20 protein-coding genes and 1 tRNA gene are annotated in these 25,520 nt (G+C 56.6%); 11 read left to right on the top strand and 10 right to left on the bottom strand.

All coding sequences use genetic code 11. From position 1 onward, the window contains the following. Positions 1-21 precede the first annotated feature (21 nt). The 4 genes from K0A93_02020 to groL all read left to right on the top strand — a co-directional run bounded on the left by K0A93_02020 (position 22) and on the right by groL (position 3,667). Positions 22-762, top strand: coding sequence for a hypothetical protein (locus tag K0A93_02020; GenBank protein MBW6510881.1), 741 nt, complete (start codon positions 22-24; stop codon positions 760-762). A gap of 197 nt (positions 763-959) precedes the next feature. Further along, a complete protein-coding gene (locus K0A93_02025) occupies positions 960-1,490 on the top strand; it encodes a hypothetical protein (GenBank protein MBW6510882.1) in 531 nt (176 codons plus the stop codon). 207 nt (positions 1,491-1,697) lie between these two features. After that, positions 1,698-1,985 (top strand): co-chaperone GroES, encoded by a 288-nt coding sequence (gene groES / locus K0A93_02030; GenBank protein MBW6510883.1) that lies wholly within the window; start codon positions 1,698-1,700, stop codon positions 1,983-1,985. 38 nt (positions 1,986-2,023) lie between these two features. Next, complete coding sequence (gene groL, locus K0A93_02035; GenBank protein ID MBW6510884.1) at positions 2,024-3,667, top strand: chaperonin GroEL; 1,644 nt, start codon at positions 2,024-2,026, stop codon at positions 3,665-3,667. Between the two features lie 188 nt (positions 3,668-3,855). Here groL and K0A93_02040 read toward each other — a convergent pair. The 5 genes from K0A93_02040 to nadA all read right to left on the bottom strand — a co-directional run bounded on the left by K0A93_02040 (position 3,856) and on the right by nadA (position 10,647). Further along, positions 3,856-3,932: transfer RNA gene (locus K0A93_02040), tRNA-Arg, on the bottom strand. 11 nt (positions 3,933-3,943) lie between these two features. Next, positions 3,944-4,942 (bottom strand): peptidyl-prolyl cis-trans isomerase, encoded by a 999-nt coding sequence (locus K0A93_02045; protein MBW6510885.1) that lies wholly within the window; start codon positions 4,940-4,942, stop codon positions 3,944-3,946. A gap of 14 nt (positions 4,943-4,956) precedes the next feature. Next, entirely contained in the window at positions 4,957-5,946 is a 990-nt protein-coding gene (locus tag K0A93_02050; GenBank protein ID MBW6510886.1) for a peptidyl-prolyl cis-trans isomerase, read from the bottom strand. Positions 5,947-6,015: 69 nt separating this feature from the next. Then, the gene (gene mfd, locus K0A93_02055) at positions 6,016-9,492 is read right to left on the bottom strand and encodes a transcription-repair coupling factor (GenBank protein ID MBW6510887.1); all 3,477 of its coding nucleotides are present in this window, start codon (positions 9,490-9,492) and stop codon (positions 6,016-6,018) included. A 240-nt stretch (positions 9,493-9,732) separates the two neighbouring features. After that, positions 9,733-10,647: a quinolinate synthase NadA gene (gene nadA / locus K0A93_02060; GenBank protein ID MBW6510888.1), complete on the bottom strand. Its 915-nt coding sequence runs from the start codon at positions 10,645-10,647 to the stop codon at positions 9,733-9,735. Between the two features lie 158 nt (positions 10,648-10,805). On the opposite strand from nadA, the gene K0A93_02065 reads away from it, so the two are divergent. Both K0A93_02065 and tatC read left to right on the top strand, forming a co-directional pair. After that, positions 10,806-11,183 carry a twin-arginine translocase TatA/TatE family subunit gene (locus K0A93_02065; protein MBW6510889.1) on the top strand — a complete coding sequence of 126 codons (378 nt, stop codon included), beginning with the start codon at positions 10,806-10,808 and terminating at the stop codon, positions 11,181-11,183. 39 nt (positions 11,184-11,222) lie between these two features. Then, positions 11,223-11,975: a twin-arginine translocase subunit TatC gene (tatC, locus tag K0A93_02070; protein ID MBW6510890.1), complete on the top strand. Its 753-nt coding sequence runs from the start codon at positions 11,223-11,225 to the stop codon at positions 11,973-11,975. 15 nt (positions 11,976-11,990) lie between these two features. On the opposite strand, the gene hemW is transcribed toward tatC, so the two are convergent. Continuing rightward, on the bottom strand, positions 11,991-13,124 hold the full coding sequence (gene hemW / locus K0A93_02075) for a radical SAM family heme chaperone HemW (GenBank protein ID MBW6510891.1): 1,134 nt from the start codon (positions 13,122-13,124) through the stop codon (positions 11,991-11,993). A 70-nt stretch (positions 13,125-13,194) separates the two neighbouring features. Then, entirely contained in the window at positions 13,195-14,646 is a 1,452-nt protein-coding gene (gene nhaD, locus K0A93_02080; GenBank protein MBW6510892.1) for a sodium:proton antiporter NhaD, read from the bottom strand. A 243-nt stretch (positions 14,647-14,889) separates the two neighbouring features. On the opposite strand from nhaD, the gene K0A93_02085 reads away from it, so the two are divergent. Beyond that, the gene (locus K0A93_02085; GenBank protein ID MBW6510893.1) at positions 14,890-15,678 is read left to right on the top strand and encodes a carbon-nitrogen family hydrolase; all 789 of its coding nucleotides are present in this window, start codon (positions 14,890-14,892) and stop codon (positions 15,676-15,678) included. Positions 15,679-15,703: 25 nt separating this feature from the next. Here the strand turns inward: K0A93_02085 and K0A93_02090 are convergent, their stop codons facing one another. From K0A93_02090 to K0A93_02100, 3 genes are all read right to left on the bottom strand, one after another. Continuing rightward, entirely contained in the window at positions 15,704-17,284 is a 1,581-nt protein-coding gene (locus K0A93_02090; GenBank protein MBW6510894.1) for an FAD-dependent oxidoreductase, read from the bottom strand. A gap of 224 nt (positions 17,285-17,508) precedes the next feature. Then, entirely contained in the window at positions 17,509-19,242 is a 1,734-nt protein-coding gene (locus K0A93_02095; GenBank protein ID MBW6510895.1) for a DEAD/DEAH box helicase, read from the bottom strand. A gap of 56 nt (positions 19,243-19,298) precedes the next feature. Further along, positions 19,299-19,616 carry an RNA-binding protein gene (locus K0A93_02100; GenBank protein MBW6510896.1) on the bottom strand — a complete coding sequence of 106 codons (318 nt, stop codon included), beginning with the start codon at positions 19,614-19,616 and terminating at the stop codon, positions 19,299-19,301. Positions 19,617-20,058: 442 nt separating this feature from the next. Between K0A93_02100 and K0A93_02105 the strand changes: the two genes are divergently transcribed. The 4 genes from K0A93_02105 to mce all read left to right on the top strand — a co-directional run bounded on the left by K0A93_02105 (position 20,059) and on the right by mce (position 24,702). Further along, complete coding sequence (locus K0A93_02105; GenBank protein MBW6510897.1) at positions 20,059-20,622, top strand: XRE family transcriptional regulator; 564 nt, start codon at positions 20,059-20,061, stop codon at positions 20,620-20,622. 118 nt (positions 20,623-20,740) lie between these two features. Beyond that, the gene (gene scpA, locus K0A93_02110) at positions 20,741-22,879 is read left to right on the top strand and encodes a methylmalonyl-CoA mutase (GenBank protein MBW6510898.1); all 2,139 of its coding nucleotides are present in this window, start codon (positions 20,741-20,743) and stop codon (positions 22,877-22,879) included. A gap of 147 nt (positions 22,880-23,026) precedes the next feature. Continuing rightward, the gene (gene meaB, locus K0A93_02115) at positions 23,027-24,001 is read left to right on the top strand and encodes a methylmalonyl Co-A mutase-associated GTPase MeaB (protein ID MBW6510899.1); all 975 of its coding nucleotides are present in this window, start codon (positions 23,027-23,029) and stop codon (positions 23,999-24,001) included. Positions 24,002-24,294: 293 nt separating this feature from the next. Continuing rightward, positions 24,295-24,702, top strand: a complete 408-nt coding sequence (mce, locus tag K0A93_02120; protein ID MBW6510900.1) for a methylmalonyl-CoA epimerase — start codon at positions 24,295-24,297, stop codon at positions 24,700-24,702. Positions 24,703-25,520: the final 818 nt, after the last annotated feature.

Genomic DNA, 25,520 nt, shown 5'->3' on the forward strand with positions numbered 1-25,520 from the left:
AAAATTCTCGGGGGTTTCCACATGAAGCGTTTCGTTTTTTCATTACTGATTGTTCTGCTGAGTGCCAGTTCGGCACCGGCGGCAAAATATGATCTGGGCTTTGCATCAGGGACCACCAACGATATCTTTGCGAAAGTGTCCCGTGAAGCCGGGATGATGACCGCCTATCGCGGGGTGGCACCGGCAGAGCCGCAGGGAATTACCGGTTTTGACATCGGTGTCGCGGTCAATTTTGCCGAAATCGACAGCGACCTTTGGGAACAGGCGGTCGGTACGAGCTCGACCGACTATCCCGGTTACTTGCCGATCCCCAAAATTCAGGTACGCAAAGGACTCCCTTACAATTTTGATATTGGTGCCAGTTACGCCAAGGTTCCGAGCAGTAACCTCACCATGGTTGGTGGTGAATTGCAGTGGGCGATTCTGGAGGGTTCGACCGCCACTCCTGCCGTCGCGGTGCGGGGCAGTTACAGCAGCCTCGGCGGCGTTGATGACATTGAGTTGTCGACCTATGCCGCGGATCTGGTGGTAAGCAAGGGGTTTGCCATGCTCACCCCTTATGCCGGGGCCGGTGTGGTGCGGATCAATGCGGAATATAGCGGCGATGATATGTCGCTGAAGGATGACCTTCGCGATTATTCAACGACCGAACTGCGGTATTTCGGTGGTGTCCAGATGTCGATGGCGTTAGTGCGTTTGACCATCGATGCTGAATTCGGAGAACTTCCTGTCTACACGGCCAAGCTCAGCCTCGGCTGGTAAACTGCATTTGGACCGATCAACAACAAAAGCCCGTCGTCAACGACGGGCTTTTGTTGTTACGAAGGGCGGGAAAAAAGGTTGACAGTTTCGTCCGCTCCAATAAGATGTCAGGTGCTATGAAATTCACCGTTTGGCCGAAGGTGTTCTGACCGCCCTGGTCAAGCTTACATACTCACGGGAGAGATGGAGAAAGATTGATGCTGATGCGCTGGTTGATCGCCGGGTTGATCGTTGCTTTGCTGGCGGGGTGTGCCGGTTCCGGTCCGCAGATAAAAAAGTCTGTCAAATTTTCTGAACCTGCTGAAAAAATTCTTTACGTAGTGCCGTTTTCAACAATCATGGTGCCTCTCGATGTCGAAGAGAGTGTTTTTGACCAGTTTGTTGACATGCTTAACGCTCAAGGTTCCGGTTCCGGTTACAAATTCGTCATCCTCAAACAAGATCTCGACACCATTGATCGCGCTGAATTGGCTGAATATTATTATCTGACCGGGGAGATTTACGGTTATGTCGAGGAATCGGGGTGTTGTTCCACCAATATGCGCCTGAAAAGTCGCGTTCAACTTTTTCAGCCGGGGCAAGTCGAACCGACGCTGCAACTCTCCTACCCCCGTGAAACCTTTTTTGAACATGATTATTCAACCATCGGCAACGAGCGCCGCAAGCTGACCGCTGACATCTCCGCAACGTTGGCGGAAGGGATATTGCGCGCGTTGAACGCGATTTAACCCGCCCAGAGAATTATTTCATTTTATTCCCTGATAAGCCCTTGACATTCATGCGAGTCTGATTATATTTACCATGCCTTAGCACTCGGACACCGTGAGTGCCAGGCGGATCGGCTCCTGGAGTCTCTGGCCGATCCGCTTTTGTTTAAGCAACAGTTGGGGGATCACCCCCCGCATTATATTGAACCGCGAAAGGAGATTTGGATCATGAACATCAGACCGTTGCAGGACCGTATCATTGTCAAGCGCCTCGAAGAAGAAACCAAAACCGCCGGGGGAATCATCATCCCCGATGCTGCTAAAGAAAAACCGCAGATGGGCGAAGTTCTCGCTGCCGGAAAGGGCAAAGTGACGGAGGCAGGAAAAGTTCTCGGTCTCGACGTCAAGGTCGGCGACAAAGTGCTGTTCAGCAAGTACGCCGGCACTGAAGTCAAGCTTGACGGGAAAGAATACCTGATCATGCGCGAAGACGACATTCTGGGTGTTGTCGAATAATTTTTGACCACTACATTTGATTGAGGAGAATAGAAAAGATGGCTGCCAAAGAAATTAAATTCGGACAAGAAGCTCGTTTCCTGACCCTGACCGGGGTCAACAAACTCGCCGATGCGGTTAAAGTTACCCTCGGTCCCAAGGGGCGTAACGTCGTGATTGAAAAATCGTACGGTGCACCACTGATTACCAAGGACGGCGTCACCGTTGCCAAGGAAATCGAACTCGAAAACAAATTCGAGAACATGGGTGCGCAACTGGTCAAGGAAGTCGCTTCGAAGACTTCTGATATCGCCGGTGACGGAACCACCACCGCGACCGTTCTCGCTCAGGCAATCTTCCGTGAAGGGATCAAGCTGGTTTCCGCCGGTCATAACCCGATGGAAATCAAGCGCGGTATCGACAAAGCCGTAACCGCCGCCGTTGCTTCCTTGGAGAAACTCTCCAAGCCGGTGAAAGATCACAAGGAAATTGCTCAGGTCGGCACCATCTCGGCCAACAATGACGATACGATCGGCAATATCATTGCCGAGGCGATGGACAAGGTTGGCAAAGAAGGGGTTATCACCGTCGAGGAAGCCAAGTCGATGGAAACCTCTCTCGAAACTGTCGAAGGGATGCAGTTTGATCGCGGCTATCTGTCGCCGTACTTCGCGACCGACATGGAGCGCATGGAAACGGTCATGGAGGATGCACTGATCCTGATCCACGACAAGAAGATCAGCAGCATGAAAGATCTGCTCGGCGTGCTGGAGCCGGTGGCCAAGCAAGGGCGTTCACTGCTGATTGTTGCTGAAGATGTTGACGGCGAAGCGCTGGCCACCCTGGTGGTCAACAAATTGCGTGGCACCCTCAATATTGCTGCGGTCAAAGCGCCTGGTTTTGGCGACCGTCGCAAGGCGATGCTCGAAGATATCGCGGTCCTCACCGGTGGCAAGGTGATCGCCGAGGAAGTTGGTTTTACCCTCGAAAACGCTACCCTCGATATGCTCGGCACCGCCAAGCGGATCGTGATCAACAAAGACAATACCACCATCATTGACGGTGCCGGTGTCGAAGCTGAGATCGAAGGACGCGTCAAGCAGATTCGCGCCCAGATCGACGAAACCAGCAGCGACTATGACCGTGAGAAGCTTCAGGAGCGTCTTGCCAAACTGGTCGGCGGCGTTGCTGTCATCAAGATTGGCGCTGCGACCGAGACCGAAATGAAAGAAAAGAAAGCGCGCGTCGAAGATGCGCTGCACGCCACCCGCGCGGCGGTTGAAGAGGGCATTGTCCCTGGCGGCGGAGTTGCCCTGATTCGTGCCATTGCAGCGCTTGACTCCGTCAAGGTGATCGGTGAGCAGGAGTTCGGTGTCAAGATCGTACGCCGTGCGCTCGAAGAGCCGTTGCGTCAGATTGCGATCAACGCCGGAGTTGAAGGTTCGATCGCCATCGACCGCGTGACTAAAGAAAAAGGTTCTTTCGGCTTCAACGCGGCCACTGACGAGTATTGCGACATGATCAAGGCCGGGATCATCGACCCGACCAAGGTTACCCGCAGTGCGCTGCAAAACGCCGCATCGGTGGCTGGTCTGATGTTGACCACCGAAGCGTGCATCGCCGATCTGCCGCAGAAGGACGACGCAATGCCGGCAATGCCAGGTGGGATGGGCGGCATGGGTGGTATGGGCGGCATGATGTAATTCGCCCCACCGCTACCACTGCACGAAAAAAACAGCCCCCCGGTTCGCCGGGGGGCTGTTTTGATATGCGCCGGTTTTGCCCGGCGGACGGCGGTTCGTGGTCCGATCGAATGAACACTCAGTCCGAGTTGGGGTTCGCTCTTGACGGGGATCGCGCAAGTACTTTTGTCAAAGGCTGAGTTTGTAAATGGCGCGCCGCGAGGGATTCGAACCCCCGACACCCGGTTCCGAAGACCGGTGCTCTATCCAGCTGAGCTAGCGGCGCGTAATTAGTGGCTATTCCTCCGCAGGGGATTCTTCGGCAGTTTTTTCCGGTGCAACAGAGAGGGGGGGCTCCGTTGTTTGTGCCGGAGCTGGCTCCTTGCCCTCCTCCGGTTGCATGACAATATAAGCATTTTTTTTGAGTTCGGCAATCCATTCCTTAAAGCGAGCCTGGGATTTTTCTTCCTGTAGACGGGCCTCTATGGAGTCTTTCACTTCCTCAAGCGGAGTCACGCCGCCCGGGATCCTTTCCGCCACGATAAGCAGATGCAGCATCTCGTTTTGAGCAACGATGGGACTGACTGCACCATCGGGTAAATCTTTAATTGCCGTGACAAACTCCGGAGCCAGTTCGCGCTCGGCAAAACGGCCCATCTCGCCACCGATCACCCGCTCATCACCGGCAAACGATGCAAGAAGCCGGGGCAACGGTTCCCCGGCAACAAGTCGGGTGCGTACGGCAGCAATCGTTTGCCGGGCGTCGGACCCTTTGTCTTTCAGGGTGAAATGCTCAATGCGCACTTCAGGCGGACGTTGATAATCGCTGGCATGGGCGGCAAAGTAATTGCGTATCTCACGATTCGTCACTTCAACCTTCGCCTGAACTTCACGCCCCATCAGCTTGAAGCGCAGAATCTGCTTGCTCAGAGTTTCACGATAGGCTGTGAAATCAATCCCTTGTTGGGAGAGAGCTTGCTTGAGTTGCTCGCGGGTAATCTTGTTTTGCTTAAGGATATCGTCGATCGCCGCATCAATTTCTTCAGCTGCAACAGTCAATTTCAACTCTCTGATGCGTTGTCCGAGGAGCAGCTCTTCGATCATTTTATCGAGCAGCTCCCGGCGGAACGCGTCGTCAATCTCGCGGCCAGCCGCTGTCTTTGCTTCCAGCGCGCGTTCCAGTTGGTAGGAGGTGACAATTTCATCGTTGATGACGGCGACAGTGCGATTGAGCGATGTCGCCGCCAGGCTCAAAGGGTACAGGAAAAACAGCAGTATCAGCGTAATTCTGAGCATGGTTATGGCTACCTTTAAAGTTGATCCCAGTTGACTTCAATCTGCGCTGCAGCACGTAAACCTTGCAGCCATTGGTGATAAGCGGCTTCTTCTTTCTGCAGCTTCAATGTGGTGTAAATCTCGTCGCGGACATCCTCAAAGGTCAGCTGCTGCGCGGGGCGCTTGTCGTCGACCAGAAAGACGTGGTAGCCATATTCGGTTTTGATCAGCTCGCTTAAACGTCCCGGCTGTAATTTAAAAACTACCTGGTCGAATTCAGGCGGCATCTCCCCGGCGGCAAAATAACCGAGATCCCCCCCTTGCTCGGCATCGGGTGAGAGGGAATATGTTTTCGCTACAGCGGCAAACGGTTCCCCCTGCCGCAGCAAACCGAGGATCCGCTGCCCCACTTCTTCTTCCGCGACGACAATCTGGCGCGCCCGAACTTGCGCCGGACGATTGAAGTCATCGCGGTGTTCTGTGTAATAGGCACGTTGTTCCGCATCGGTGGGTGCGACCTGATCGTAGACCGCGTAGCGCAGGACTTTTTCCATCAACAACTTTTCCTGCAACTCCACGCGCCACTGATCCATGGTCAGATTGCGCAACTTTATCGCTGCGTTGAATTCGTCTTCCGGGTAGTCCGCACGATGTTCCGCCAGGGCGCGATCGACCTCTTGCGGTGTCACCGTAAGGCCAATCCTTTCCGCTTCGGCCAAGGTCAACTTGCGGTCGATCACCTGCACCAGAAATGCCCGTTTGAGTTCGGCGCGCTCTTTCGCGGTCACCGTCTGACCCGTTGACAGCGTCCTGGCGAAGGCCACTTCAAATTCGTCATTGCGCAGGGTCTGCCCGTTGACGACCAGAATCAAGGCATCCGGTTCAGCCGTCGCCGTTCTGGACACGCTGGTCGCTGTCCCTTCCTCCCCGGCGGGTCGGTTGCAGGCGAGCAGCATGATTAGCGTTGACAGCAACAGGGCACGAGCGCACCAATACTGGATATTTTTTGATCGGATCACAGGCATTTTAACGTGTTCTTTTTCCGTTGGGCGATGACCGCACTACGCATCGAAACAGCTCAGAAGTCTACACACTCAGCCAAGGGTCTGCAATTCTTTTTTCGCCCGTTCCAGCACCTCTTGCGGCGCGAGTTTGCCGATCGTGATCGTCAGGCGGTAATCGGGGGAAAAGGCGTATTTTTTTTCCGCGTCGTTGAGCAGGGCGAGAATTTTTTCAGGGCCGACCGGTGTGGTCGGATGAAAACCGAACACCAGCCGCCGACCGTCATATTCGGCAGTTTCAATTTTGCAGCGCTTAAGCATAACGCGCAGTTTCATCGATTCGAGGAGCAATGCTGCCGACGGGGGCAACTCGCCATAACGATCACGCAACTCATCGGCAAGAGCATAGATGACCCCGTCATCATTTGCCGCTGCCAGTTTTTTGTAAAACACCAGCCGCTGATTCGGATCGAGCATATATTTTTCCGGGAAGTAGGCCGACAGCCCGAGACGCAATTCGGGGTCGATCCGTTCCTCGTGTGACTGGCCCTGTAGCTCGCGGATGGTTTCATCGAGCAAATCGACATAGAGCTCGTAGCCGATAGCGGCAATTTGTCCGGCTTGCTTGCCACCGAGCAGGTCGCCGGCACCGCGCAGTTCCAGATCGTGATTGGCGATCCGAAAACCGGCACCGAGCTCTGTCAACTCTTGCAGCACCCGCAACCGCTCGCGGGCATCGCGAGTCAATCCGCCCTCGCCGGGAATCAGCAAGTAGGCGTAGGCGCGTTGTTGCGAACGACCGACCCGGCCGCGCAGCTGATAGAGCTGGGCCAAACCGAAACAATCGGCACGATTGACGATAATGGTGTTGGCGCGCGCAATATCAAGTCCGTTTTCGATAATTGTGGTACTGACCAGCACGTTGGTGCGCCCCTCAATGAAGTCGAGCATCACCGTTTCAAGCGCCTTCTCCCCCAGCTGGCCGTGGCCGACGGCGATCTTTGCTTCCGGGATAAGCTGGCGCAGCAAATCAGCCATGGCATTGATCGACTGCACCCGGTTATGGACGAAGAAGACCTGCCCGCCCCGCCGCAATTCGCGCAGTATCGCCTCGCGCACCAGTTCGTTATCAAAGCGGGTGACGTAGGTACGAATCGCCAGCCGATCGACCGGAGCGGTATCGATCACCGAAATGTCCCGCAGTCCCATCATGCTCATATTCAGTGTTCGCGGGATTGGCGTCGCCGTCAGGGTAAGGAAATCGACGGCGGCACGCATCTTCTTCAGACGTTCCTTGTGGGCGACCCCGAAGCGCTGTTCCTCGTCGATAACCACCAGGCCGAGATCGCGAAACTTCACATCCCGCTGCAACAGGCGATGCGTTCCGATCAGAATATCGACCTGCCCGGCGGCGGTGCGTTCGAGGATTGCTTTCTGCTCGGCGGGGGTACGAAAACGCGAGACCATATCGACGACCACCGGCGTGTCGGCAAAGCGTTCACCGAACGAGGCCCAGTGTTGGCGTGCCAGGATCGTGGTCGGCACCAGCACGGCCACCTGCTTGCCGTCGAGCGCCGCTTTATAGGCAGCGCGCATCGCGACTTCGGTCTTGCCGTAACCGACGTCGCCGCAGATCAGGCGGTCCATGGCCCGGTCTGCGACCATGTCGGCAAGCGTCTCATCGATGGCCACCTGCTGGTCGGGGGTTTCTTCGTACGGAAACGCCGCTTCAAATTCACGAAAGTGACGATCCGGCGGGGAAAATCCGAACCCCTGGGAGAGCTTGCGTCGCGCATAGAGCTGTAACAGTTCGCGCGCCAGCTCTTCGACCGCCGCCCGTGCCTTGACCTGCGCTTTTTTCCAGCTGTTGCCGCCGAGCTTGTCAAGCCGCGGCGCTTCGCCGCCGACGTATTTCTGCACCTTCTCAATGCGCTCGACCGGGACGTAGAGCTTGTCTTCGCCAGCATATTCGAGATGCAGAAAATCCCCTGCCGTGACCCCGGTTTCAATGTGCAACAAACCGCGATAATGGCCGATACCGTGGTCGGTATGGACGACAAAATCACCCTCTTTGAGCTCTGCGAGGGAGGACAGCAGCGCGTCGGTGCGCGCCGCTGTTAACCCGCGTCGCTTGGCGCGGTGGCCGAATATTTCCTCTTCGGTAAGGACCGCCAGCCGCTCGGTGGGAAGTTGAAACCCGGCATCCAGATTGCCGAGGGTGAGGGCAATGCCGCCGGGGGGGAGGGTTGCAGGAAAGCCTTCGGTCGCTGTCGGCAGTGCGAACGCATGCGGGGCAAGCAAGTCACGCAGACGCTCCGCCTGCCCGCGGCGGTGGCAGACCAGCAGCACCCGCCAGTGCGCGGTGCGCCACTGACGCAGACAATCGATCAGCGGTTGCAACCCTGCGTCGCTATTACGCAGGTCGACATGCAATTCACTGTTGGTGAGGACCTTCAGCGCGACGGCATCTTGCTCTTCGCCAAGCTGATAAACCCGCAATGCGGTGAATTCAATCTGCGGCTCGGTGCGTCGCCACACCGCCAGATCCTGGTAATCAAGATAAAGCTCGCTGACTGCAACATGCGGTTCAGCCGCCGCGCGCAGACGTGCTTCGCCGGCGCGCGCTTCGTCGCTCAGGCGATCCGCCTCCTGTTCCGCGTCCGTCGGGTCAAGCCAGACCCAACGCCGCTGCGGCAGATAATCGAGCAGCGTGTCAAGCTGCGCGTAATTGAGGGGCAAAAGGAAGGAGCGCCCCGGTGCAAGCAATCCTTCACGAACCTCTTCGAGGACCGCTTCGCGTTGCGGGCGGGGGATGCCGAGGGTGTCGCAACGTTCCTTGAGGCGCCGACTGAACGTGGCCAGATGTTCGCCGGAAAGAATCATCTCACGCGCGGGAAGAAGTTCCAGAACCGCCAGGTCCTGTGCCGCAGAACGTTGCGTGAGCGCATCAAAGGGACGCATTCGCTCAATGTAATCACCGAAAAATTCAATCCGTACCGGGTGCGCCCCGGTTGGTGGAAAAATATCAAGAATGTCGCCGCGCACCGCAAAGGTGCCGCGATCCTCGACCAGCGGCACCGGCTGATAGCCGAGGGCGAGCAAACGCGGCAACAGCTCGTTACGCGAGTACTCCTCTTCGACAATCAGCTTTTCGCGCAGTTCGGCGAGCACCGTGCGTGGGATCACCCGTTGCAAGAGCGCGCGCATCGTTGTAACCACGACCCGTACCTGGCCGTCGAGGAGTGCGGTCAGCGTCGCCAGGCGGGTTGCTTCAACTTCGGGATGGGGTGTCAGTGGATCGTAAGGACGCACTTCCCAATGGGGGAAGAGGCACACCGCACTGTCTGCCCCGCCAAAAAAAGTCAGGTCGTCGACCATTTGCCGCGCATTTTTCAGGTCCGCGGCAATCACCAGGAGCGGCTCAGCACAAATCGGCAATACTTCGGCCAGCAGGGCGGCACCGGCCGACCCGCGCAGACCATGTACTTCCAGCCGCGCGCGCGTCCGTGCCGCTGCCGTGGCGGCGGCGGAGAGGGTAATGGAGAGTTGCTCTGCGTTATGACTCGACATAAATCAAAGGTGTTTCCGAAATGTCTGGGCCTGCGTTTGTTGCTCTGCGTATGCCAAATATTATTACCACGAAGCACACAAGATCACGGAGAAAATCTGAGCATTTGACGCTTTTCGTGTTTTTGTGGGAGGTGCAAACGAAGTGCTAAAGCCCCCATTTAATTCACCGGGAGTTTTGCCGCCATCAACAGCAGAAATGGCGCGTCAGGGCACGCCCTTTCGCTTAGGGTGGATCGGTTGTTAGTCGCGCGGCACGGCGAGCATGCGGTCGAGAGTCAATTTCGCGCGTTCGCGCGTCGCTTCCGGAACGGTTACCACCGGACTCATCGTCTGTAAACACTGAAGAATATCTTCGAGCGAGGTCAGCTTCATGTTCGGACAGATCAAGCTTGTCGAGGGCAGAATGAATTCCTTGTCGGGATTATCCTTGCGCAGGCGGTAGAGAATGCCCATTTCGGTGCCGACAATAAACTTGTGCGCAGTGCTGTGGGCGGCGTATGCGTACATCCCGCTGGTCGAGCAGATGTGATCGGCCAGGGCGAGGATGTCCGGGGAACATTCGGGGTGCGCCATGAAGAGGGCGTCGGGGTGATCGGCCCGCGTGCGCTCAATATCGGCAACCTTGAGACGATCATGCGTTGGGCAATAACCCTCCCAGAAATAACAGGTTTTGTCAGTGAATGAGGCGATATAACGGCCGAGATTACGATCCGGCACCAGAATCAGTTCGTCGGCAGCGAGGGACTTAACGACGTTGATGGCATTCGAGCTGGTGCAGCAGATATCACTTTCCGCCTTGACGGCGGCACTCGAATTGACGTAGGTGACGACCGTGGCGCTTGGATGTTCGGCTTTCATGGCGTGCAACCCTGCGGGGGTGACCATGTCTGCCATCGGGCAACCGGCATCGGCGCGCGGCAGCAGGACCGTCTTGTCGGGAGCAAGGATCGCGGCGCTCTCTGCCATGAAATGCACCCCGCAAAAAACGATTATGTCGTTTTCGGCACGTGCGGCTTCTATCGACAAAGCCAGCGAGTCGCCGGTGATGTCGGCAATCTCCTGAACCTCGTCACGCTGATAATTGTGGGCCAGCAACAGGGCGTTGTGTTCCACGCATAACCGCTTGATTTCCTGTATGATTTCTGTCTGTTCCATCAGTCCACCTCTCAAGCCCTTCGGCGAATGCGCTATCCTAGGGTAAAAGCCCTTGTATGTCAAACCCTTATCGTCCTTTGCAAGGCTTGACAGCGTCGCTCGGAAGGGCTATTCTCTGCCGACTTGAGTTATCCCCGCAGTCATGGAAGGAACCCCCTATGTTCGGCATCGGCATGCCCGAAATGCTTATGATTCTGGCCCTGGCGTTGATCGTTATCGGCCCCAAACGGTTGCCTGATATTGCCCGGGCGCTCGGTCGTGGCTACTCTGAATTTCGTCGTGCCACCGATGAGTTGAAACATATCATCAGCACCGAGGTGAATCAGTCGAACCGGCCACCGTCGTCACCCAGTGCCGCCAGGTTGCCGACCGACAAAATTTATCCGCCGGGGATGGCTGACGATCCTTATCCCGATGCACAGTCCCCCGCCGGGGATACCCCCGCACCAGGGGCCTTTACCCGCCCCGTAGCCGATCCGGCGTCGCCCGCTGCTGAACAGGACGATACTTCCGTGAATAAAAAAGAGGATCTCTGAATGGGCGCTGAAGCGGAAAATAACGACCGTCTGCCGTTCATGTCTCATCTGGAAGAGTTGCGCAAGCGGCTGATGATCAGCTCCGCTGCCTGGCTGGTAGCGTTTCTGTTCTGTTATTCCTTCGGGGAAGAGCTTTTCAACTACATCTCCGCTCCGGTACGCAATGTTCTTCCCAAAGGGCATTCGCTGGTCTTCATCACCGCGACCGAACCGTTCTTCACCTATCTCAAGGTTGGCGCACTGGCTGGATTGCTGATTGCGTTGCCGGTGATCCTCTGGCAGCTCTGGGCGTTCATCGCCCCCGGCCTCTTCAAGCACGAAAAGAAGTTGGCGGTTCCTTTTGTCATCGCCAGTTGCCTGTGCTTCGGTTGCGGTGCTTACTTCGGCTTTTTCTTTGTCTTCCCGATGATCTACAAGTTTCTGATCGAGTACGGAATTGGCTCTGGCGAAATCAGCGCGATGCTCTCGATGGGGGCTTATCTGTCCCTGACCAGTAAACTGCTGGTTGCTTTCGGCCTGGTTTTTGAGCTGCCGATCATCATCTTCTTCCTCGCCCGCATGGGGATCGTCGATCACGTCTGGTTGGCGAAAAATCGCAAATTCGCGTTGCTGTCAGCTTTCATCATCGGCGCGATACTGACCCCCCCCGATATCTTCTCGCAAACCGCGCTGGCCTTGCCCTTTGTGATTCTCTACGAAGTCGGGGTTATCGTCGCCCGCCTGTTCGGCAAAAAAAAGAAAGTCGATGAGGAAGCCCTCGTGCCTGACGATGAGGGGACAACAGCGGAATAATGCGCGGATATCGGTCTACAAAAATTCACTGATCAGATGATTGAAAAGCAGCCAGCCGTCCAGATCGAAGGACCAGACGCCATTGTTTGATTGCAGGCGTTCACCACATTTCGTCAGTGCCTGCGGGAAGGCGGTGGCGAGGGAAACGCCGAAGCGTGCGCACAGTTCCGCATCGGTAACCCCGGATCGGGTACGCAGACCAAGGTAAAGCCTTTCTGCCAGCGCGCCAGCGCGATCAAACACTTCCACTTCCACGCGCGGATCACTTCCGCCGCGCATCGTCGTCAAATACCCTGCAAGATCGTCCGGATTTGCCAGCCGTCGCCCCCAACCGCGAGCGTCAAACGAATGTGCCCCGGCCCCGAAACCGACGTAGCTTTCGGTCCGCTGCCAGTAACGTTGATTGTGACGACATGCGTGCCCCGGTCGGGCGAAATTGGATATTTCGTAATGGTCGTACCCCGCCGCGCATAGCGTCTCATGCACCGTGACAAAGGCGTCACGGGCGTTTTCATCATCCGCTGACTCCAGTTCCCCGGCTTGCTGTCGGGCCGCGAACGGCGTCCCCGGCTCGACCGTCAGCGCGTAACAGGAGAGATGGTCAACATTGAACGCCAGCAGCGCGGCGAGCTCCTGGCGCAGATCCTCCGGTGACTGTCCCGGCAGAGCGTAAATCAGGTCGAGGGAAAGCGCGTCAAAGCCGACCATTCGCGCGGCAGCGATGGTTGCGCCGATCCGGGCAACATCGTGGCTGCGGCCAAGGGTGCTCAATTGCAGATCATCAAAAGACTGGGCGCCGATCGACAGCCGGTTGACTCCGGCGGAGTAAAGACCTTCCAGGGTGCCGGTATCGACCGTCCCCGGATTGACCTCAAGCGTGATTTCGGCATCAGCGGCAAGACGATAGTCCTTACACACCGTGTTCAGCAGCATCGCCACCGCCGCTGGTGGCAACAACGACGGCGTTCCCCCTCCGAAGTAGACCGATTCAACTATCTCGCCACCGGCTTCACCGGAACGCAGCTCCAGCTCACGACGCAATTGATCGGGGTACTCGCCAAGGAGCTGGTCCTCAACCGGCAACGAGTAGAAGTCGCAGTAAGGGCATTTTCGCGTACAAAAAGGGATGTGAAAATAGAGACTGATCATCGCTCAGCAAACGAAAAACCGGCGGGGAGTTGGCTCCCCGCCGGTCGCTTCCCTGTACAGGGTAAGTCAGTTAGTGAAAATAGCGCGCATTCAGCCACATGTGTACCACGATGCTGGCGGCATAACCGAGCGCCACCGCCCAGCTCCACTTGAGGTGATTGCCGAAGGTGTAGACCCCCCGCGCGGCCCCCATCAGCGCCACCCCGGCGGCAGAGCCGATCGACAGCATGCTGCCGCCAACCCCGGCGGTCAGGGTCACCAGCAACCATTGGCCGTGCGACATGACCGGGTCCATCGTCAGCACGGCAAACATCACCGGGATATTGTCGACAATCGCCGAAAGGAGTCCGACCAGCACATTGGCGGTGGTCGGGCCGAGGTCGAAGTACATGAACTTGGAGGTCACCGCCAGGTAACCGAACTGGCCGAGACCGCCGACACAGAGAACAACGCCGTAGAAGAAGAGCAAGGTGTCCCACTCGGCACGGGCAATCTTGCGGAACAGATCAAAACCGGAAGGGGTGCCATGGCCGTGCCCGGTCGCTGCCGGTGGTTGGTGCTCGTCCGGATTGTGCCCGATAATATCGAGCGGCTGATCACCACCTTTGTTCAGCAGATTCTCCTTGATCTTAAGATAGTAGGAAAAGAAGCCGAGGTAACCGAGACCGAGCATCATCCCCGCTGCGGGGGGGAGATTGAGAAAGTTGTGGAACGACACGGCCGTCACGATGGTGCACATAAAGAGGGCAATAACCCGTTTGGCCCCAAGCTTCATGACGATCGCCTCGGCCATCGCTTCGGGACGCTCCTTGCTGACCGTCATGCTCATGATCGCCGCCGGAATAATCCAGTTGATCAACGAGGGGAAGAAGATAGCGAAGAACTCGATGAATTCAACTTTCCCCTTTTGCCAGACCATCAGGGTGGTAATATCGCCGAACGGTGAAAACGCCCCTCCGGCGTTGGCACCGACGACCACGTTGATACAGGCGACAATGACAAACTTTTTGTTGTTCCCGCCTACCGCCATCACCACCGCGCCCATCAGCAGGGCGGTGGTCAGGTTGTCGGCCAGCGGCGAGATCAGAAATGCCAGCAGGCCGGTGACCCAGAAGACGGTGCGCAGGGTGAAGCCGCGACTGACCAGGCAGGAGCGCAGCGCCTGGAAGACGTTGCGCTCGTCCATGGCGTTGATATAGGTCATTGCCGCCAGTAAAAAAAGGAAGAGTTCGGCATATTCGATCACATTATGCTTGATCGCCTCGTGCGGTGTGTGGGTGTCCCCCAGCGCCGCATAGGCAAAGGCGACCAGCACCCAGATCAACCCGGCGGCCAGCATCACCGGTTTGCTTTTGCGCAGATGCAATTGCTCTTCGAAAATAACCAGGGAGTACGCGGCGACAAACAGAATCAGGGCAAAGATCCCCAGTGCCGTTCCGGTGAGGTTGATAAATGCAGCGGGTTCACCGCCGCTGCTGGCCAGCGCGGGGAGTGCGGTGGCGAAAATCGTGGTGAGTACCAGTAAAAGTTTTTTCACAATCTCTCCTTTGCTTTACGGTCATAAATACATTAGAGTAAGCAGCAATATCATTGAATCTGAACCCTTGACTGGGACTGCTCTTTGTCGAAATCGATTTCGGTTGTTGCCCGACACCGCTGCATATATTACAGTGCTGGCAAGGCAGAGGACACTCATTAAATGTCGCAATTCTTATCATTTAGCGGACAATGAGTCAAGTATAACCGTGTTCTATAAGAGGGAATTATGAATGAAAAAATAACCGCGGCTGCAGTCCAGTTCAATATCAAACTCGGTGACGTTGATGCCAACCTCGCTCTCGCCCTCGCCGGACTCGCGCGGGTCGCCGCCAAGGGCGCGCAACTTGCGGTACTGCCGGAGATGTGGAGTACCGGTTATGATTACCGGCACCTGCCGGAACTGGCGGAGCGTACCCCGGAGATTATCGAACGTCTCGTCGCAGACAGCGCCCGGCTGGGGCTGGTTATTGTCGGCAGTCTGCCGACCAGGGTCGCGGGGAAGGTCTTCAACACCGCCTATGTCATCGACCGGGGACGCGTGACGGGGACATACAGCAAACTGCACCTTTTTTCGACGATGGGGGAAGACCGTTTTCTCGCTGCCGGGGATAGCATGCTGATCGTTGACAGTTCCGTCGGACGGCTGGGCATCGCCATCTGTTATGATCTGCGTTTTCCGGAGTTTTTCCGTAAAATGGCGCTCGAAGGGGCTGAAATCCTCTGTCTTCCCGCCGAGTGGCCGAAACCCCGTCAGGAACACTGGCGCACGCTGTTGCGTGCCCGGGCGATAGAAAACCAGCTTTTTGTTGCCGCCTGTAACTGTTGCGGGGTCCAGGGTAAACTCGATTTTTTCGGGATGAGCATGCTGATCGCCCCGCGCGGTGAAGTCCTTGCCGAAGGCGGAGCGGTCGACACCGAGCTGATCGCCACTTTCGACTTTGCCGAGATGGCAGAATATCGTGCGCAAATCCGCTGCTTCGCCGATCGCCGCCCGGAGATTTACGGACAGTTGTAGCCGGAAAAATCGAACTCAGGGCACATTACCGGCGTTTGTTCATCACTTGTTTCAATTCTTTTGCCGCCTGCGGATCAAACTCCTGCAAGACCATCAGCGCCGCATTCGCCCCTGATTTGATTGCAATCGGCACCCCGCCGCCATATTCGCCGCAGTGTCCGCCGATCAACAGTTTTTTGACCGGGGTGCGGTGGTGTGCAACCTTGGCGCGGATATTCTTGCTGGTCGGCTTGGTGCCGGAAAAACTGCCGCGGGCGTTCCCGGTATAGCGCCAATAGGTGACCGGGGTGCAGATCTCTTTCACTTCAATGTGGTCACGCAGGGCAGGGATCAAGGTCGCGGCAACGCGGTCGATCAGAATATCGGCGAATTCTTCCTTGAGTGCCCGGTAGGCGGGGCCGCGCTCAAATCCCTTGCCGGTGCGCCAGTTGTTCTGGTAGTCGAGAAACGCCGGGCAATGCAGCGTCAGCGTTCCCTTGCCGGGAGGGGCGAGGGTCGGGTCCTGAATTGATGGAGCCATGACGACGATTGCCGTGGTGTGCGGATCGCCGTTGAAATGTTCTTCGCGGCGGATATCGTTGCGCGACAAGTTGATCGCTTCTTCCCCGAGTCCGAAGGCGGCAGGACTGCAATCGAGGCCGAGAAAAATACTCAGATTGGAATGATAGAGATCAGCGTTGCGCAGTTCTGCCTTCAGCTTGGCCGGAATCGCGGCAGCGGGGAGCATCTGTTCGTAAAGATTTTCCAGATCGCAAGCGGCGATGACGTAGCGGGCGGCGATAGTGCGGCCATCTTCCAAGGTAACACCACACGCCTCGTTGCGGCGGTTCAGCTCGATCCGTGCCACCCGCTGGCGCAGATGAACCTTTGCACCGAAGTGCTCAATCCGGTCGTGCAGCCAGTCGGCAATCGCCTGACTCCCCCCGACCGGGCAGTTCTGAAAGTTGTCGGCGTAAGCCCAGGCGATCGAAACGACCACTGACATCATCGTGTCGTGACTGCCGAAAATTCGTTGACCGGCGGTATTACTGAAGTAACGTCGTAACCCTTTTTCAATGGGCATGCGGATAAAGGGAATCACCGGCAGCGCCCACCACAACATTTTCAGACCATGTACGGCGCGCTCCAGCGGGGCCATGGCCTCGGCGGAAACCGTGCGACCATCGAGCTGGGCAAGACGTGCCCCGAGCCGTTTCGCTTCGGCAAACAAACGGGTGATCCCGGACGCATCTGCCGGAAAGTCGCGGATCAAAGCATCGCGCAGTTCATCGGGGTTGGTGGTCAGCAGATACTCCCCTGCGGCGTTTTTAAAACGGCGAATGCGCTGCATCGGCGGAAACGACGGGATATCCTCGCCGAGGTAGCGGAACAGGTTGTTGACGTAGCCACCGGGGCCACATTGATTGAGCCATTCAATCGAAGAGCTGAAGGTGAAGCCGTTGCGCCGGAACCCGGCGAGATAACCGCCGACCTGGCTGTCCATCTCCAGGGTAACGGTGCGCAGACCGGCGCGGGCAAGAAGGGCCGCGGCAGTCAACCCTCCCGCTCCGGCGCCGATAATGACGACATCACATTCGTGGGGAATCAATTGTTCAGCAGGCTGCATCGGTACTCCTCGAAATAAAAAGAGAACGTAACTGTTCAGCTCTTCTGTAGGAGCGGCTTTAGCCGCGAACCATCGCGCCTGAAGGCGACTCCTACAGCGTCATTCCTGCATGATTTTAGCCGGAATCCAGATTTTCAGGGTTGAAAGTCTGAATCCCCGACAGGATCACTCGGGGATGACGACCCTTGGACGGGTAGCTGAATAGTTACCGCTGGTGAGGGTTTTCAACCGCGCCGGTTGAAGGGCGGTTTCTTGCCGCTCGATTTACCGAAGGGGCGGCGGGAGGGAAACTTGTTGCGTCCGCCGCTCCCCTGCTCAGGAGCTGGGCCGCTGTCAACAATGAGACGCGTGGGGCGTCCGCAAATGCGGATTTCTCCGAGATTTTTGATTGTTTCCGCGGTCAGATCAGCGGGCAGATCGATGAGGCTGAACGTATCGCTGAGCGATATTTGGCCGATACCGCGACTGTCGATGTTCCCTTCGTTGCTGAACGCGCCGACGATGTGGCGTGGTTCAATACCGTGGGCGCGACCAACTGCGATGCGATAGCGCTGCATCCCCTGATCGGGAGGACGTTGCGCGTTGCGTCCAGTCGATCCTTTATGCTCCGGCTCAGCCTGGAGGCTTTCCGCCGGAAGTTCTTCCGGTTGCAGCGGGCGCTCTTTCTGCAGCAAATAGGCAAGGGTCGCGGCAATCCGGCGGTGACCGACATCGTATTCGCTCTGATAAGCGTCGATCAACTCTTCAAAGAACTCCAGATCCTGCGCTTCCATGGCCTCGGCAACCTGCTCCTTGAACAGACTGACGCGCCGGTTGGTAATGTCCGAACGGCTGGGCAGGGACATGGCTTTGATCGGCTGGCGGGTGGCCTGCTCAATCGCTGCCAGCATCCGTTTTTCTCGCGGGGCGACGAAGAGAATGGCCTTTCCCGGTCGTCCCGCCCGGCCGGTACGGCCAATACGGTGGACGTAAGCCTCGGTGTCGTAGGGGATGTCATAGTTGACGACGTGGCTGATGCGCTTGACGTCCAGGCCGCGAGCGGCGACATCGGTGGCGACAACAATGTCGAGGGAACCATTTTTGAGGCGCGCGACGGTTTTCTCACGCAGCGCCTGGGTCATGTCACCGTTGAGCGGGGCACTCGAAAATCCCCGTGCTTCAAGCTTCTCCGCCAGTTCAATGGTCGCCAGTTTGGTGCGGACGAAGACGATCATCGCTTCAAGTTCCTCGGCCTCCAGGATCCGGGTCAGGGCATCTAGCTTGTGCAGCCCCTTGACTTGCCAGAAGCGCTGTTCAATCGTCATCACGGTTGAGGTTTTACTCTGGATGCGGATCTCCACCGGATCGCGGAGGTGTTTGCGCGCGACGCGTAACACTTCGCGCGGCATCGTTGCCGAAAAAAGTGCGGTCTGGCGTTCTGGCGGAGCGTGACGGAGAATCTCGTCAACATCATCAATGAACCCCATGCGCAGCATTTCGTCCGCCTCGTCAAGAACCACACAGCTGATCCGGTCGAGTTTCAGGGTGCCACGGCGCAGGTGATCCTGCACCCGGCCGGGGGTGCCGACCACGGCTTGCACACCACGACTCAACTGGCGCAGTTGCTGAACCATGTTCTGCCCGCCGTAGACCGGCAGTACCTGAAAGCCTTTCAGGTGACGGGCGTAGGTCTGCATCGCCTCGGCAACCTGCAAAGCGAGCTCCCGGGTCGGCGTCAAAACAAGAATTTGCGGGTACTTCAGTTTCGGGTCGAGACGACTCAGCAGTGGCAAGGCAAAGGCGGCCGTTTTGCCGGTGCCGGTTTGTGCTTCGCCCATCAGGTCGCGTCCGGCCAGCAGTGGCGGAATGCTCTGTGCCTGGATCGGTGTAGGGGTCTCGTAGCCGACTTCGCGCACCACCTTGAGCAGTGCAGGGGGGAGTCCGAGGTCATCAAATGTCAGGGAAATTTCTTCGCTCATGGAATTTTGTACTTTCGTGTGAATGCCCGGTAAAAGGGGGCGAGAGTTGGTAGAATTCAGCGTCGGCGCGGCGTTTTGCGCTTTGGTGGAGGTGCCATCGCCGCCGCGGGTTCGCTTGCGGGGGGCTGCTTGGCACGCACCGCGCTGACTGCAATCAGCCGGTTGTGCAACAGGGCACCGTCGAGGACGGTGATCGCTTCTTTAGCCTGGGCCGCATTGGCCATTTTCACAAACCCGCACCCCTTGAACTTGCCGCTACGGGGGTCGCTCTGCAAGTGGATTTTACCGACCGTTCCGGCAACCGTGAAGAGCGTACGTAATTCATCTTCAGTGGTTTCGAACGGAAGGTTGTCGACAAAGACATCTTTACCCATCTGAGTTATCCTTTTTCAAGATCAATAATCGGACATTGTAGCACAGACTGTGATTTAAAGAACGACAAATGAAAAATATTTTGCCGCGAACTTCAAACCGCTTTGACGCCGTTTGTCGCGAACCTTTTCCCTGTGACAGAAAGCTTTAGTTGTAACTATTTACCTGCCCGTCCAAGGGTCGTCATCCCCGAGTGATCCTGTCGGGGATCCAGACGTTCAACCTTGAAAACCCTGGATTCCGGCTGAAATCTTGCCGGAATGACGCTGTAGGGGTCGCCTTCAGGCGCGATGGTTCGCGGCTAAAGCCGCTCCTACAGAAGAGCTGAACAGTTACCTTTAGTTTAGATAAAGGCCTTTTATCATCGGTAAAAATTCGTTGACAAGCTGCGCTCTTTCCGCTATATCCTGCAAACTGTAAAACCTTATTCTAAATGGAGATACGATTGTGGAGTATAAGATTGGAGCAAAAATCAAGCAGTTGCGCAAAGCGCGCAAATTAACGCTGCAAGATGTGGCGCGTGAGACCGGTTTTTCCCCCGCGCTGATTTCGCAGATAGAAAATAACAATGTTTCACCGCCGATTGCCACGCTGTCAAAAATCGCCCGGTTTTTTGACGTCAAGATCGGGATGTTTTTTGAAGAAGAAGAAGTTGAATGCAAGTACGAAGTGGTGCGTCGCGGCGAACGGCGGGTGGTCAGCCGCGTCATCTCCAAAGCCGGAACCGGACACGGCTACACCTATGAGGCGCTTTCTTTCCGTAAACGTAACAAAAAAATGGAACCGTTTTTACTCTCCATCTCGGAGCGCGCCGGGGAAGAAACACTCTACAATCACGAAGGAGAGGAGTTTCTGTTGATCATCAAGGGCAAGGCGGAAGTTCTGCTCGAAGATGAGCGCATTGCACTCGATGAGGGGGATGCTGTTTATTTCGACGCCACCCTCAAACATCGACTTCTTTCTCGTGACAGTGGCGAGGTGCAGGTGCTTGCGGTTGTGACCCGCTGAATCAGATCATGCGTATTGAGAGGATCGCCGGTCAGGTCGGCCCTCGTTTGATGGACATCTTTTTGCTGCGGTAGTGCCACCGGGATAACACTGCGCAGCGTCTCAAAGGAATCTATTTATGAATGAATTTAGCAAACCAACGCTGGGCGAGTGGGAAAAACAGGCGAAAAAGGAAAAAAAGAGTGACGACTTGTCCGGTCTGAACTGGCAAACCCCGGAAGGGATTACCGTCAAGCCGTTGTACACCCAGGCTGACACCGCCGGGTTGACGACTGCCGACACCTTGCCGGGGCTGGCGCCGTTTGTGCGCGGACCGATGGCGACGATGTATGCCGGGCGTCCCTGGACGGTGCGGCAGTACGCCGGATTCTCCACCGCCGAAGAATCGAACGCCTTTTACAAACGCAATCTTGCCGCCGGTCAACAGGGATTGTCGGTCGCATTTGACCTCGCGACACATCGCGGCTACGATTCCGATCATCCGCGGGTCGTCGGTGATGTTGGCAAGGCCGGAGTCGCCATCGATTCGGTGGAGGACATGAAGATCCTTTTTGGTGACATTCCCCTCGACAAGGTGTCGGTGTCGATGACGATGAACGGTGCGGTATTGCCGATTCTGGCCAACTACATCGTTGCCGCCGAGGAAGCGGGGGTCAAGCAGGAACAGCTGGCAGGAACGATCCAGAACGATATCCTCAAGGAATTCATGGTGCGCAACACCTACATCTACCCCCCCGCGCCGTCGATGCGTATCATTGCCGACATCATCGAATACACCAGCCAGAAGATGCCGAAGTTCAATTCGATCTCGATCTCCGGTTATCATATTCAGGAAGCCGGAGCCAACAACGCGCTGGAGCTCGCCTTTACCCTGGCCGACGGTATTGAATATGTGCGTACCGCAATCGCCAAGGGGCTTGATGTCGACGCCTTTGCGCCGCGTCTGTCATTCTTCTTTGGCGTCGGTATGAACTTCTTCATGGAAGCCGCCAAGCTGCGTGCCGCGCGCTTTCTGTGGGCCAGACTGATGGCGCAGTTCAATCCCCAAAATCCGAAATCGTCGATGCTGCGCACCCACTGCCAGACCTCGGGGTGGTCGTTGACCGAACAGGATCCGTACAATAACGTCATCCGCACCACCCTTGAAGCGTTGGCGGCGGTCCTCGGTGGCACCCAGTCGTTGCACACCAATGCACTGGACGAGGCGATTGCCCTGCCGACCGATCATTCGGCACGGATTGCACGCAATACCCAGCTGGTGATTCAGGAAGAAACCGGAATCTGCAACGTGGTTGATCCGCTCGGCGGTTCCTACTATGTAGAATCACTGACCGCCGCGCTGATCGACGAGGCAACCGCAATTCTTGCCGAAATCGAGGGGCTCGGCGGCATGACCAAGGCGATCGAATCGGGAATGCCGAAGTTGCGCATTGAGGAGTCAGCAGCCAGGAAGCAGGCAGCGATTGACAGCGGTCGCGACGTCATTGTCGGCGTCAACAAATACAAGTTGGCCAAGGAAGATCCGATTGAGGTGCTGGACATCGACAACAGCGCCGTCCGTGAATCGCAAATCGCCCGCATCAACAAGATCCGCGCCGGGCGCGACGCAGCGGCGTGTCAGGCGGCACTTGCGGCAATCACCGCCGCATGCGATACTGACGACAATCTGCTCAATCTGTGCGTCGAGGCGGCCCGCTGCCGGGCCACCGTCGGTGAAATTTCCGATGCGATGGAAGTGAAATTCGGTCGTCACAAGGCCGAGATCAAACTGGTTTCAGGAGTCTATGGATCGGTGGTGAACAACGACGAAGATTTCAGTGCGCTGCAAGCGCGTATCGATCAATTTGCCGCCAAAGAGGGGCGTCGCCCGCGTATTCTGGTGGCCAAGATGGGGCAGGACGGTCACGATCGCGGGGCCAAGGTGGTGGCGACCGCCTACGCCGACGCCGGGTTCGATGTTGATGTCGGCCCGCTCTTCCAGACCCCTGAAGAAGCCGCCAAAATGGCGGTGGAGAACGATGTCCACGTCGTCGGGGTATCGAGTCTGGCCGCCGGGCACAAGACGCTGGTGCCGCAACTGATCGCCGCACTGCAGAAGCTCGGTGCCGATGACATCGCGGTGGTCTGCGGCGGGGTTATCCCGCGCCAGGATTACGATCAACTGTACGCCGCCGGTGCCGCGCGCATCTTCGGTCCCGGTACGCCGATCATCGTTTCCGCCGGTGAAACGCTCGATGCCATCGAGGAGAAGCGTTGACGATGACAGCCCAAGGCTGAAAACGGCGGGTCTTCGGGCCCGCCGTTTTTGCTTTGTCCGGCGCCAGATGCCGGTTGCGCGACACCGGCCCAATTGCTAGAATGTCGGTCGCAAATAAACAATCACTTCGCAAGGGAACACTCCGTGATCAAACTCCACGAGATTGCCGCAGGCGTCCAGCAGGGAAATATCCGCGCTCTGGCCAAAGCGATCACCCTCATCGAAAGTCGCAACATTGATCACTCGGTTGCCGCGACCACCCTGCTCGACGACTTGCTTCCCCACACCGGAAAATCGTTTCGGGTCGGCATCTCCGGTGTGCCGGGCGTGGGTAAAAGTACTTTCATCGAAGCCCTCGGCCTGGATCTGACCGGACGCGGCCATAAAGTGGCGATTCTGGCGGTCGACCCCTCTTCGCAATTATCGGGGGGGAGCATCCTTGGCGACAAGACCCGCATGGAAGAGCTGTCACGCGATCCAAATGCCTTTATCCGGCCCTCCCCCTCGGGAGATAATCTGGGCGGCGTCGCCCGCAAAACGCGCGAAACGATGCTGGTTTGTGAGGCCGCCGGGTACGACGTGATCATTGTCGAAACAGTGGGTGTCGGGCAGTCGGAAATCACCGTTGCATCGATGGTTGACTTCTTCATGCTGCTGCAACTGGCCAACGCCGGAGACGAATTGCAGGGGATCAAGAAGGGGGTGATGGAAATCGCTGACGCCATTGTCATCAACAAGGCCGAGGGGGATAATCGCCCGCGTGCGGAACTGGCGCGTCAGCAATATGCCAACGCCCTGCATATGCTCAGGCCAAAGAGTGCCAACTGGCCGGTGCCGACATTGCTGTGCAGCGCGCTTCATGGTGACGGCATCGCTGCCGCCTGGGAACAGGTGCTGGCTTACCGGGAGGTGATGACCGCCAGCGGCGAGTTTGAAAAAAAACGGCGCTTGCAAAATACCGACTGGATGTGGACATTGCTGATCAATGATCTCAAGGACCTCTTTCTGCGTGACCCGAAAGTTGCCGCAATGCTTGGTGCGGTACAGACCGCAGTGGCACAGGGAACAACCACGCCGAGCGCGGCCGCGCGGCGCCTGCTGGACGTGTTTAAACGACATTAAAATTTTATGCACTTCGCCCCAGTGATAGGCCACCATCAGGGGGGCAGGTTATTCCTCACGGGAATTTCTTGCAGGAGTTGCCTTCAGGCGCGACCCATTCGCGACAGGGATATCGCTCCCACAACAATCATTATCGCAGCCCAGTCCCTGTGGGAGCGGCTTTCAGCCGCGAAGGGTCTGCTATCTACCATCAAAGGAGTTGCGACAGGGATGTCACTCCTTGGCATGTTGAAGCACTACTTGAGTCAAGTGCATAACCAGAAAACTTAACTGCACACCCCGGAGAGTTTACCATGACGAAAAAAATCAGTCACCTCGGCATTGCCGTGGCGAGTATTGAGGCAGCGACCCCTTACTATCGGGATATCCTCGGCATGGCGTTTGAGGGAACCGAAGTCGTTGCAGAGCAAAAAGTTCGCGTCGCGTTTTTTGTTGTTGGAGAAAGTCGCATCGAACTGCTGGAGCCGACCGACGAGAATTCCCCGGTCGCCAGATTCCTGGCAAAGAATGGCTCCGGCATTCATCATGTGGCGTATGAGGTCGCCGATCTGGCGGCTGAACTGGCGCGACTCAAGGCCGCCGGAGTGCGCCTCGTCGATGCAGTCCCGCGCCTCGGTGCGCACGGGGCAAGCATCGCCTTTTTGCATCCCCAGGCCAGCGGAGGGGTTCTGACCGAGCTTTGTCAACCCGCAGGTAAATAATTTTAAAACAAAAACTAACGAAATTATAATAAAAATAACTGTGTAATAACAGTATATTGAATGGTGAATAAAACATTAAATCCAGAAGGTTAACTTTTGTCTTGACACAGCGTTCTAAAATTTTATACTAAGCACCAGCCGGTAGAAATGTTTGCTGTGGTCTGAGGGTGATTGTTGCCATCGGCTCCAGCGCTGCAAAGCAAGACGCGCGGTGGCAAGCAAAAAGCAGTTTAGCAGCGCTTAAAATGTTGACATTCAGCGCAGAATCCTTAAACTGTGTCGAAAGAAAATGAATGTTTGTTTGTTGGTGGCAAGTAAGCGACACTGGAGCAACACCGACACAGTTGTTGCCTTTAATCTAAAAACAATCGTTTCAGCCAGTTAGAGTCCTGGCAGCGCCTGGTGTCGATCGATAACAGGGTTTCACGTTTGGCATTAAAGTTGTATCTGCTGACAGGATCACAGCTTGATCTAGCGTGAGGGATGTTTTGCCGCGTGACGAAAGGAGGTAACTGGATGGGAAGGTTTTGGGGCCTTGTTCTGGTGGTGTTGTTGCTGACATCATTGACCGCCTGTTCAAGGACCATGCAGGTAAAATGTCCTGTGTGTGGTTACGAATTTACAGCGGACGGATCATAAATCTGTCTCAACTTGGTGCGCTGCAAGGGCGCGGCGTACCCAAATTTCTTTAATCGATAGGAGGCAAATGTGAGCAGGTATCTGAAGATTGCAGTGACATGTGCGGTGATGTTGGCAGTGGCTCTGCCGGCGCTCGCCCTGGAAAACAAGATTAATGGTTATTTCCGGATTCAGGGGAT

Source organism: Desulfuromonadaceae bacterium, from assembly GCA_019429445.1.
Lineage (GTDB): Bacteria > Desulfobacterota > Desulfuromonadia > Desulfuromonadales > JAHYIW01 > JAHYIW01.